This is a genomic window from Mycobacterium sp. IDUB_24, from assembly GCF_055419385.1.
The window spans coordinates 493,052-506,339 of record NZ_JBVAXO010000005.1 but is presented as its reverse complement, the minus strand read 5'-3'; the positions used below and the strand labels follow the sequence as shown (position 1 = coordinate 506,339).

The window sequence follows — 13,288 nt, the reverse complement described above, 5'->3', positions numbered from 1 at the left end:
GGAATAATGGCATTCACCGCATGCTCCTCGTCGGGCACCTCCCCGTGGCGAATCAACGCTTGTTTGACCGCGGCCCGAATCTCACGCAAGTCCTTCGGCGCACGTTCAGGGTCAACCGTGACCGCCACACTGCTTCTCGCGTTGGCGCGAGTGTCACCGTCAGCACGCACATTGACCGGCATCGTCACGACCACCGAGCCGTCCGCGCCGACCCGTCCTGCTCGATGAGCGAGCCGCGCCGCCAACCCCACCAACAGCGAGTTGCTGGTCCCCCCAAGTGCTTGTGCTCGGGCGTCCCACTCATCGGCATCGACCAGGACCGCTGCCATCGGAACCGCCATCGATTCGTCGGTGCCGGCGACAGGTGCAGGTGCGGTGGCAATCGGCGAAGGAGGCCCGCCAGCCGATCCGGCCGCCTCGCGGCTCCGCCGGGCCAACCGGATAGCGGCGACCACGCCCCGGCCCACGGCAGGGATGTCGCGCACGGTTTGCCAGGTGTCCTCCCACAGGGCTTTCCAACGACCGCGCGACGCGGCAGCCGGCCAGCTGATCGGATCGTCATGGCCGAGTGCCGCATCGGCCAGCGCCTCGCACAGCCCGACTCCGTCGATGAGGCAATGCGAGACGACCAAGCTGACGCCTGAGCCGCCGTCGGTGAACGGGAGCACTGCAAGGTGCCATCCGGGACCGTGCTCGCAGTCCAGCGGAGTATTGATCTGCTCGTCGAGCCAGGCGTCGAATTCTTCACGCGGGCGCGCCGCCTCGACGATCTCGAGGTCGGATGAGCCTTCGGACGCTATCCAGCGGTGGCGGCCGAACGCCAGTGGTGACCGTTCGATCCCGCGAGCCAACCGTCCACATCGAAGATGGTCATGGAACCGCCGAAGACCATCGGTATCGACCGGGCGGTCGTAAACCCAGACACTCTGCAGAAGGCTGTTGACCCCGATCGCCAGCCCGAGGTCAAACGTGCGCTGGTCGAGCACATCGAGAGTGTTGCTCACTTTCGTGACTGCGTCCGCGTTGGACTCGCGCGCCTCGTTTCCGTACGTGGTCCGCATTCGCGATCACCGTCCCAAAATCAGCGGCTCGACGCTTTCGCGCCACTGCATCGTCACGAAACTATTCCGCGTTACTTTTCAAAACAGAGCTGAGTTGTTGTACGTACGTGTTGAGGGATTCGGGGGTGAACATCTCGAAGTGAGTGCAGCCCACCGGCATCACCGTGATCTGACCGGAAACATAAGGTCGCCAACTACGCTCAAGTGCTCGTGCCGCCCGTTGGTTGCGCTGCCGCGCCCACCCCGACCGCGACCGCGCCGCCGAGAACATCACCACATCACCGTCGAAAACCTCGGGTTCATGATCGAGCAGAAGTAGCTGGCCCGCACTGACACTGCGCGCCATGAATTCCACCAACCGCCGCGACGGAGGACTCGACCCGTGCCGCGCGATGATGTCGGACACCCGCGAATAGGTCAACGACCCGACATGCACCGGAACCCGAACCTTGTTGGTGCGCAGGATGTAATCCAAAACCCATCCCTCGGCCACCGCCCGATTGCTCGCAATCTTCCGCGTGATGCGTTTCCAGAACCTGTTCGGGTTCAACAAACCATCGAGCAACACCAGCCGCTGCACCTCACACCCACGCCGCTGAAGCTCCACCGCCAACGCGTGAGCAACCACACCACCGAACGACCACCCCAGAACCCGGTACGGACCAGTCGGATACAACTCTTGCAGCCGATCGGCATAACTGGCCGCCATCTGCTGAATCGACGAAGCTTCCGACTCACCTTCAGCCAGCGCCCGGTTGATCCCGACGATCGGGCCGTCCACGTACTGGCCCAGCGCCCGATACGACCAACTCAACCCGAAACCGTCATGCACACAACACAACGGCACACCGTTGCCGGGTTTGAGAATCTCGACCGGGACCACTTCCCGCGAGCTCTCAAGCCGGCCCACCTGCTGGGCCAGACTGCGAACCGTCGGCGCATCGAACATCACTCGCACCGCCAACTCGGTACCCAAACTCTCATTGGCCGCGGCGATCACCCGCATCGCGGAGAGGGAATCGCCACCCAGGTCGAAGAACGAGTCGTCGACCCCCACCCGCTCCAGACCGAGAACTTCGGCGTATATGCCGACCAGGATCTCCTCGGTGAGCGTTTCCGGTGCACGGTACTGCCGAGCATCGACGTAGTCAGGCACCGGAAAAGCACGACGATCCAACTTCCCGTTGACCGTCAACGGCAAACTCTCCACCACCACCACGGCCGCCGGCACCATATAGCGCGGCAACCGTCTCGCCATGGCAGCCCGGATTTCGGCCGGGTCTGCGGTACCGGTGACGTAACCGAACAGACGCTTATCACCGGGACGATCTTCCCGAGCGATGACGGCGGCCTGATCCACTCCCTCCAGACCAGCAAGCACTGCTCGGACATCACCCAACTCGACGCGATACCCACGGATCTTGACCTGCTCATCCGCCCTACCCAAATACAACAACTGCCCATCTGCGCCCCAACGCACCAGATCCCCGGTGCGATACATGCGCTGCCCAGCGGCAAACGGGCACGCCACAAACCGCGACCCCGTCAACCCACCCCGACCCACATACCCATTCGCAAGGCCGGAACCGGCCACATACAACTCACCGACCACCCCAGCCGGCACCGGCCGCAACCACCGATCCAACACAAAGAACGCCGCACCCTGAATCGGCACACCAATCGGTACAACCCCCGAACCAGCAACCAGCGGCGCGCTGAACGACGTGTACCACGTCTCCGTCGGCCCATACCCATTGGCCATCAACCGAGCCGGCGCCCACCGATCGACCAACTCGGTCGGACAGGCCTCACCCGCCACCACCAACGCCGCCGACTCCAAGCCGTCCGAGGAGAGCGCCGCCGCGGCAGACGGAGTCTGATTCAACACCGTCACGCCCTCGGCAATCAGCAACGCGTGCAACTCATCCGGCGAACCCACCACCGCATCCGGCACCACCACCAACCGCCCACCGCTCAGCAGCGCACCGAAAATCTCCCACACCGACACATCAAACGCATACGAATGCCACTGCGACCACACCCCCGCAGCCGGCAACCCCACGTCCAATGAAGTGAGCAACCCAGTTACGTTGCTATGAGGGACCGCAACGCCCTTCGGGATGCCAGTGGTGCCTGAGGTGTAGATGACATAGGCGACGTCATCAGGAGCCGGCACCGGTAATGCAGTGCTCGACGCCGTATCGATCCGCGGATCCGCGACATCGACGACAGCCACTCCCAGGCCGTCCAATCGCCCAGCCAACGCGCCAGTGGTCACGGCGGCCACCGGCCTGGCGTCACCAACCACCACCGCGATCCGCGCATCCGGGTACGCCGGGTCGATCGGCACATACGCGGCCCCCGACTTCAACACCGCCAGAATCGCCACAATCGCAGCAGCAGAACGATTCAGCAACAACGCCACGCACTCACCCGGACCGGCACCATGTTCGACAAGTAGGTGCGCCAGCCGATTCGACGATTCGTCGAGTTCTCGGTACGACGTGGACCTGCCGTCGAAGGTCACCGCCGCCGCATCCGGGTCACGCGCGACCTGCTGGGCGAACACCGCCGGAACCGAGCCCGCCCCCCTCGCCGGGGCGGTCAGCGCGGCCCGATTTCCGAACTCATCGAGACGAGTATGGTCGTCGGTCCCCAACACATCGATCGACGACAAGCGCTGCGCCGCATCGGCCGTCATCGCCTCCAACACCCGCTCCAACCGCCCGATCAACGCCTCGATGGTGCCCGCGTCAAACACATCCGTACGGAACTCCACCGAACCACCGATACCGGCCGAGGCACTCTCCGCATCGAATCTCTCTCCCAACGCGAGGACCAGATCCATACGTGCGGTGTGGGTTTCGGCCATCTGGGGCGCGGCGCGTACATCGCCCGCTTCAGACTGATCGGCAGGGGCACTGGCGGGGTTCTGCCAGGCCAGCATCACCTGGATCAGCGGGTGATGACTCAGGCTACGGACTGGGTTGAGCCGCTCCACCAACACCTCAAACGGCACATCCTGATGCTCAAAGGCTCCCAAGCTGCGCTGACGCACCTGCCCCAACAACTCACCAACCGTGAGATCCCGCGACAGATCCACCCGCAACACCAGAGTGTTGACAAAGAACCCGACAAGATCATCCAAGGCCGGGTCGCTACGACCAGCAATCGGGAAGCCCACCGCCACATCGGAACTGGCCGTCATGCTCGACAACAACACCGCCAACGCAGCCTGCACCACCATGAAACTGGTCGCATTATGATCCCGGGCTACCGCCGCCACCCGCCGCTGCAACCCGGCCGGCCAATCCACCTCGACGACGGCGCCCCGGTAATCAGCGACCGCCGGATACGGCCGGTCGGTCGGCAACTCGAGACGGTCCGGGAGCCCTGCCAGTGCCTCCCGCCAGTAAGCCAATTGCCCGGCAATACGGCTTTCGGGATCAGACAGCTCGCCGAGCTGCTCACGCTGCCACAGCGTGTAATCCGCGTACTGCACGGGCAAGGGAGACCACGCCGGCGCCTGCCCGCCGCATCGGGCCGCGTAGGCGCCGGCCACATCCCGGGCGAGCGGGGCGAACGACCAAGCGTCCCCCGCGATGTGGTGGATCACAGCCACCAGCACATGATCGTCGTGGGAAACGCGGAGAAGTGTTGCCCAGATCGGAATCTCGGTACTCAGATCGAACGGATGCCTCACGGCCGTGTCGATGGCTTTGGCGACCCGGTCGGCCTGCCAATCTGACGCATCAACCTGCTCCCAGCCGATGTCAGCCTGCTCGGCAGGGACGACCACCTGCCGAGGGACACCGTCGACCGCGGGGAAAACCGTACGCAAAGACTCGTGACGCTCCACCACATCGGCCAACGCCCCGCGCAGCGCGGCGACGTCCAATCCGCTGACCCGATAGACCATCGGCATGTTGTAGATCGGTGAAGGACCGTGCAACTGCTCCAAGAACCACAACCGCTGCTGCGAATACGACAACGGCACCACTGCAGGCCGGCGCATGGGCATCAACGGTGTCCGTCCGCCCGACTCGGTCGCGATTCGGGGCTCCAGCTGGGCCACTGTCGGCGCATCGAATACCGCGCGGACCGCCAGGCCACTGTCGAATGCGGTGTTGATCGCATTGATCAGCCGTATGGCGGACAGGGAGTCACCACCGAGGTCGAAGAACGAATCGTCGACGCCTACCCGGTCCATGCCCAGGACTTGAGCGAAGATGCCGGCCAAGATCTCCTCTGAGGGCGTGGTCGGGGCGCGATAGCTGTCAGCGTTGCTGTACTCCGGTGCCGGCAACGCACGTCTGTCCAGTTTGCCGTTGACGGTCAACGGTATTGCGTCGACGACGATCACCGCCGCAGGCACCATGTAGGTCGGAAGGTGTTCGGCCAGCTGGGCCCGCGCCCTACCACTGTCCACCAACCCGGGCGTCGTCTCGGTGACGTAACCGACGAGTCGCTTCTCGCCTGGTTGATCCTCGCGGGCGATGACGACGGCTTGTTCCACGCCATCCAGATCGGCCAGCGCGACCTGGATCTCGCCGAGTTCGATCCGGTAGCCGCGGATCTTGACCTGCTCATCGGCTCGGCCGAGGTATTGCATCTGCCCATCACTACCCCAGCGCACCAGATCACCGGTCCGATACATGCGCGTTCCCACGCCGCCGAACGGGCAAGAGACGAAGCGGGATGCCGTCAACCCGGCTCGACCGACATAGCCGACGCCGACGCCGCGGCCCGCCACGTACAACTCCCCCACAACGCCTGGGGGCACTTCTCGTAGCCAGCGATTCAGAACGAACAACGCGGCCCCCGGCGCCGGGGCACCGATCGGAACAGTGTTGGCAATCCCTGTGTCAGCTGTCAACGGGGCACTGATCGCCGCGTACACCGTGGCCTCGGTGGGTCCATAGGCGTTGATCAGGACACGTCCCGGCGCCCACCGTTCGACCAACTCGGTGGGGCAGGACTCCCCGGCCACCACCAAGGCGGTGGATTCCAGGCCCTGTGGTGAGAGCATCCCCGCGGCCGACGGTGTCTGACTCAAGACGCTGACCTTCTCGGCCACCAACAAATCGTGCAGATCCTGCGGTGAACGGGCCACCTCCTCGGGCACCACCACCAGCCGTCCGCCGTGCAACAGCGCTCCGAAGATGTCCCACACCGATACGTCGAACACCAACGAATGCCACTGCGACCACACCGTTCCTGGGCCCACCAACGCCGGATCCACTGCTCCGAGGAATTGCGTCACATTCTGATGAGTGATCGCGACGCCCTTCGGGACGCCTGTGGTGCCCGACGTGTAGATCAGATAGGCGACGTCATCGGCGGCCGGCTCCGACAACGCGGTTCTGGGTTGCGTGTCGATCCGGGGGTCATCGATATCGATGACAGTCAGGTCGTGCCCGTCCAGCCGTGCGCGCAACTCAGCGGTGGTGACCGCCGCGACCGGACCGGCGTCTCCCAGCATGAACTCGATCCGCGCATCGGGCACCATCGGGTCGATCGGCAGGTACGCTGCCCCCGACTTGAGCACTGCCAGGATCGCGACGATCGCCTCGGCGGAATGGTTGAGCAGCAACGCCACGCACTCACCCGATCCGGCGCCATGGCCAACGAGTAGGTGCGCCAAGCGATTCGACGCCTCATCAAGCTCGCGATAGGTCCACGAACTCCCACCGCACACCACCGCCACCGCATCCGGGTCACGCGCCACCTGCTCGGCGAACACCACAGGAATCGACACGCCGGTCAGCGTTTCGGACAGCACCGCCCGGTTGCCCCATGCGTCGAGGCGCACGTGATCACCGGGCTCCAGGAGATTCATCGACGACAGGTTCGCTGCGGGATCCGCGGTCAGATCCTCCACCACCCGTGTCAACCGGTCGATGAAGATCTGGATGGTGGCGGCGTCGAACACGTCGGTGCGGAATTCCACCGCTCCGGTGATGCCGGCCGGGTCACCGGCACTCCAGCGCTCTGCCAACGAGATCATCAGATCCATGCGGGCAGTCTGCGTGTCCGCTTCCAACGGGGTGGCCTGCATGCCGCCCAAGGCCGGTTGGGCAGCTTGTTCGTCGTCCTGACCGGTCAGGTTCTGCCACGCCATCATCACCTGAACCAGCGGGTGGTGGGTCAAACTGCGGGCCGGGTTGAGCCGATCGACCACCATCTCGAACGGCACATCCTGGTGCTCATAGGCCGCCAGGCTGCGCCGCCGCACCTGCGCCAACAACTCGGCAGCCGTGGGATCCCCGTCCAGCTCTACCCGCAGCACCAGGGTGTTGATGAACACCCCGACCAACTCATCCAACGCCGGGTCGCTCCGTCCCGCGATCGGGAAGCCCACCGCCACATCGGAACTGCCGCTCAGGCTCGACAACAACACCGCCAACGCCGCCTGCACCACCATGAAACTGGTCGCGTTGTGCTCAGTCGCCGCTCGCGCGATCTGCTGCTGCAATTCGACCGGCCACCGCACCGCCAGACTGGCCCCTCGATAATCAGCCACCGACGGATACGGCCGATCCGTCGGCAACTCCAGGCTCTCGGGCAGTCCCGCCAACGCCTGCTCCCAGTACGATAACTGGCCGGCGATCCGACTCTCCGGATCACCCGGATCACCCAGATACGAGCGCTGCCACAACGTGTAATCCGCGTACTGCACCGGCAACGGAGACCAACCCGGGGCTTCACCCGCGCACCGGCTCGCATAGGCCAATCCGATATCACGCACCAGCGGACCGATCGACCAGCCATCGCCGGCGATGTGATGGACCACCGCCACCAGGACATGTTCACCCTCGCCGATGCGGAAAAGGGTTGCCCTCAGCGGAATCTCGGCAGACAGGTCGAATGTGTATCCGACGGCCGCGCGAATCGCATCGTGCAGCCGATCGACGGGCCAGTTCGTGGCGTCAACGACCTGCCAGCCCAGATCGGCCTGCCCCGCCGGCAGCACGACCTGTCGAGGTACACCATCGACGGCGGGGAATACCGTGCGCAAAGACTCGTGGCGCTCCACGACATCGGCCAGGGCCGCACCGAGCGCCACCACATCGAGCTCACCGGTGATCCGATACGCGGTCGGCATGTTGTAGATCGGCGACGGTCCCTCAAGCTGGTCCAGGAACCACAACCGCTGCTGGGCATACGACAGTGGAAGGACAGCGGGGCGTTGTTGGGCCACCAATGGCTCGCGCCGGCCCGAGCCCTCACCGGCATGCGCCGCGAGTTGTGCCACCGTCGGCGTCTCGAACACCGCCCGGACCGCAAGATCGGTATCGAGGGCGGCGTTGACGGCATTGATCAACCGCATCGCCGAAAGAGAGTCGCCGCCCAGATCGAAGAACGAATCATCGGCCCCGACCCGCTCCAACCCGAGCACCTGGGCATAGATCCCGGCCAGCACCTCCTCAACCGGAGTGGCCGGAGCACGATATTCCTGACCGTTGACGTAGTCCGGTGCGGGCAGGGCGCGCTTGTCGAGTTTGCCGTTGACCGTCAGAGGCAACGCATCGAGCAGCACTACGGCTGCGGGCACCATGTAACCGGGCAACCGCTCCGACAGGGCGGCACGCACAACAGCCGGATCCGCGGAGCCGGTGATGTAGCCGACCAGGCGTTTGTCGCCGGGGCGGTCCTCGCGGGCGATGACCTCGGCTTGCCTCACCCCATCGACATCCGCCAGGGCAGACTGGATTTCGCCGAGTTCGATGCGGTAGCCACGGATCTTGACCTGCTCATCGGCACGCCCCAGGTACCGCAACTGCCCGTCGGGGCCCCAGGACGCCAGATCGCCGGTCCGATACATCCTTGTCCCCGCACCACCGAACGGGCAGGCGACAAACCGCATCGCACTCAACCCACCACGACGCCAGTATCCGTATCCGAGTCCGGCGCCCACCACGTACAACTCGCTCACCACACCAGCCGGCACCGGTTGTAACGACGAATCCAGTACGAAAAAGCCCAGGTGCCCGAGCGGAACGCCAATGGGGCTGACGGTGTCTTCAGCATCGTCGACCACGATCTCCCGGAACGAGGCATGCACGGTCGTCTCGGTGATCCCATACATGTTGATCAACCGCGTCGAACTCGAATGTCCTTCCAACCACGGCCGAAGACGCTGCGGCTCAAGCGCCTCCCCGCCAAAGACCACGGTCTCCAATTTCAACTGACGGCCCAGTTCAGGTTGCAGCGCATCAGCCGACTGCAACGCATAGAACGCCGACGGCGTCTGACTCAACACCGTCACCTGCTCGGCCACCAACAAACCGAGCAACTCTTCCGGCGCCCGCGTCACCGACTCCGATACCACCACCAACCGGCCGCCATACAGCAACGCACCCCAGATCTCCCACACCGAATAGTCAAAAGCCAACGAATGACACTGCGTCCACACCTGCCCCGCCAGACCCAACTCCGCATCCAACGTCCCCAGCAACCGCGCCACATTCCGGTGGCTGATCGCCACGCCCTTCGGCTGACCCGTCGTGCCGGAGGTGTAGATCAAATACGCCACGTCATCGGGAACCGGCCCTCGCAACGCCGTACTGGGCTGCGCCTCGACAGCGGTGTCGTCAACGTCGACAACGGTCAGGCCGATCCCGTCCAAGCGAGCGCGCAATTCAGTCGTGGTCACCGCGACAACCGGTGCCGCATCACCGAGCATGAACCGTATCCGCGTATCAGGGTGCATCGGATCGACCGGCACATACGCCGCCCCCGACTTCAGCGAGGCCAAGATCGCGACGATCGCCTCAACCGACCGAGGCACCAGCACCGCCACGCACTCACCCCGGCCTGCGCCGTAGCCAACCAGCCAGTGCGCCAGGCGGTTCGACGCCTCGTCGAGCTCCCGATACGTCATCGAGCGGCCATCGAAACTCACCGCAACCGCCTCGGGCGCACGAGCCACCTGGGCAGCGAAGAGGCCCGGTATCGATTCCACCGGAACCGCCGCCTCGGTCAACACCGGCCGGTTGCCGACATCGTCGAGGCGAGCGTGCTCGAGGACGTCGAGCACATCGATCGACGACAGCCGCCGCGCCGGATCCGCGGTCAGCGCCTCAGCGACGCGGGTCAACCTCTCTATCAAGGTTTCGATGCCGGCCGCGTCGAACACGTCGGTACGGAACTCAACCGTGCCACCGATCCCTGCCGGATCACCGGCATCGTTCCACCGTTCAGCCAACGAGAATGTGAGATCCATCCGGGCCACGTGGGTGTCGACCGACAACGGTTTGACCTGAGCCTCACCCAACGTGGATTCCGTGGCGGCATCGGCGGTGAAGTTCTGCCAGGCCAATGCGACCTGTACCAACGGATGATGGGCCAGCGATCGGGTCGGCTTGAGCCGGTCCACCAACACCTCGAACGGCACGTCTTGATGCTCGAGGGCGCCAAGGCTGCGCTGACGCACCTGAGTCAACAGTTCGGCAACGGTGGGGTCGCCGACCAGATCCGTACGCAACACCAACGTGTTGACGAAGAACCCCACCACTCGATCCAGCGCGGCATCACCACGGCCGGCGATCGGAACGCCCACCGCCACATCCGAACTCGCACTCAGCTTCGACAACAGCATCGTCAGCGCAGCCTGCACCACCATGTACGTGGTCGCATTGTGTTCCCGCGCGACCTCGCGAATCCGCTTGTGCAGTTCGGCCGGCAACGACACCGCCAGGCTGGCACCGCGGTGATCGGCTACCGGCGGATAAGGGCGGTCGGTGGGTAGTTCCAGGCGCTCGGGCAGCCCGGCCAACGCCTGCTCCCAGTACGCCACCTGCCCAGCGATCCGACTGTCGGGATCGCCCAGATCCCCCAGTTGCGCGCGTTGCCACAATGTGTAATCCGCGTATTGCACCGGCAACGGTGCCCACTCCGGTGCTCGTCCCGCAGACCGACCGGCATACGCCAACTGCAGATCCGCGATCAACGGAGCTACGGACCAGCCGTCGGCAGCGATGTGGTGCACCACCGCCACGAGCACATGCTCATCCTCGGCCAGCCGTAAAAGTGTTGCCCGCAAGGGTATCTCGTGGGCGAGATCGAAGGCATGGCCCGCCATCTCCCCGATGGCCTCATGCAATTCAGTTGCCGAACAGCCGTCGGCGTCGATCACTCGCCACCCGCAGTCGGCTTCCTCGGCGGGCACCACCACCTGCTCTGGAACTCCTTTCACCGACCGGAACACGGTACGCAAGGACTCGTGGCGCTCCACCACATCGGCCAGCGCGCCGCCGAGCGCGTCGGCATCCAGATGCCCGGTGACCCGCAACGCCACCGCCATGTTGTAAATCGGTGACGGCCCCTCCAACTGATCCAGGAACCACAGCCGCTGCTGAGCGTAGGACAACGGAAGCACATCCGGCCGCTGTCGAGCCACCAACGGCTCACGCCGCCCCGAACTCTCACCGGCACGCCCCGACAGTTGCGCCACAGTCGGCGTCTCGAACACCGCCCGAACTGCGAAATCAGCACCCAGACTGGCATTGACGGCGTTGATCAAGCGGGTCGCCGACAGCGAATCCCCACCCAGGTCGAAGAACGAATCATCGACTCCCACCCGCTCGAGTCCCAGGACCTGGGCATAGATACCGGCCAACACCTCCTCGACAGGAGTTGCCGGAGCACGATATTCCCGGCCGTCGACGTACTCCGGTGCCGGCAGAGCACGCCTGTCGAGCTTGCCGTTGACCGTCAACGGCAAGCTGTCCAGCGCCACGATTGCGGTCGGCACCATGTAGCCGGGTAACCGCTGCGAGAGTGCGGCACGAACAACCGCTGGATCTGCGGCGCCGGTGATATAGCCCACCAGGCGTTTGTCGCCGGGGCGGTCCTCCCGCGCGATCACCGCCGCTTGGCCGACGCCGTCGACTTCCGCCAAAGCGGTTTGAACCTCGCCCAACTCGATGCGGTATCCGCGGATCTTGACCTGCTCATCAGCACGCCCGGCATACCGCAACTGCCCGTCGCCGGCCCACGACGCGAGGTCGCCGGTCCGATACATCCGCGCCCCGGCCCCACCGAATGGGCAGGCCACAAACCGCGAAGCACTCAATCCGCCCCGCCGCCAGTACCCACATCCCAAACCGGCGCCCACCACATACAGCTCACCCAACACTCCGACTGGCACCGGCTGTAACGACGCATCCAGGACAAAAAACCCAAGGTGTGCCAGGGGGACACCGATGGGGCTGACGCTGCCCTCAGCGTCCCCGCCAACGATCTCCCGGAACGAGGCGTGCACCGTCGTCTCGGTGATCCCATACATGTTGATCAAGCGCGGCGAACCTGGATGACGATCCAGCCATGCGCGAAGGCGCTGTGGCTCGAGCGCTTCCCCGCCAAAGACCACCGTCTCCAACTTGAGCTGGCCGCCGGGCCCAGGTTGCAGCGCTTCCACAGCTTGCAGCGCGTAGAACGCCGACGGCGTCTGACTGAACATGGTGACTTGTTCGGCAGCCAGCAAGGCATACAGTTCCTCCGGAGCCCGCGTCACCGCCTCGGACACCACCACCAACCGGCCGCCGAACAGCAGTGCCCCCCAGATCTCCCACACCGAATAGTCGAACGCCAACGAATGACACTGCGTCCAAACCTGACCCGCGAGCCCCAGCTCCGTATCCAACGTCTCCAGCAGCCCGATCACATTGCGATGAGTGATCGCCACGCCCTTCGGCACACCGGTCGTTCCCGAGGTGTAGATCAGATACGCGACATCATCAGCCGACGGCGCCGGCAACCCTTCACTCCGGCAGGGCCGCTGGTCCAGATCATTGAAATCGATGACCTCCAGATCGCACCCGGCGAATCGGCCCTTCAACTCCGTAGTCGTCACCGCCACAATGGGTTCGGCATCACCGAGCATGAACTGAATCCGCGCATCCGGATGCATCGGATCGATCGGGAGGTACGCCGCTCCGGACTTCAACACGGCGACAATGGAAACGATCGCCTCAACAGAGCGAGGAAAGAGCAGTGCCACCCTTTGACCCGGGCCAACGCCAAGACTGACCAACCAGTGCGCCAACCGGTTCGACGCCTCATCCAACTCCGTGTATGTCATCGAGCGACCGTTGAACGTCATCGCCGGCGCGTCGGACACCCGAGCCACCTGCACGGCGAGCAACTCCGGAATCGACGCCGACACCGACACCGCACCGGCCAGCGCAGCGCGGTTGCCCCACTCGAACAGCTCGGCGTGCTCG

Annotated in this window: 2 protein-coding genes; both read right to left on the bottom strand. The window is 64.7% G+C overall.

Going from position 1 to position 13,288, the window contains the following annotated elements; translation table 11 throughout:
• A partial coding sequence (locus ACZYZF_RS20300; RefSeq protein ID WP_463744084.1) for a WS/DGAT/MGAT family O-acyltransferase occupies nt 1-1,061 on the bottom strand: 1,061 nt, incomplete at its 3' end.
• A 61-nt stretch (nt 1,062-1,122) separates the two neighbouring features.
• Nucleotides 1,123-13,146: a non-ribosomal peptide synthetase gene (locus ACZYZF_RS20295; protein ID WP_463836637.1), complete on the bottom strand. Its 12,024-nt coding sequence runs from the start codon at nt 13,144-13,146 to the stop codon at nt 1,123-1,125.
• Nucleotides 13,147-13,288 lie beyond the last annotated feature (142 nt).

Bases quoted from the DNA above. Each gene is read 5' to 3' on its own strand.
- ACZYZF_RS20295 (WP_463836637.1), bottom strand. From the start codon at position 13,146: ATGACATACACGGAGTTGGATGAGGCGTCGAACCGGTTGGCGCACTGG.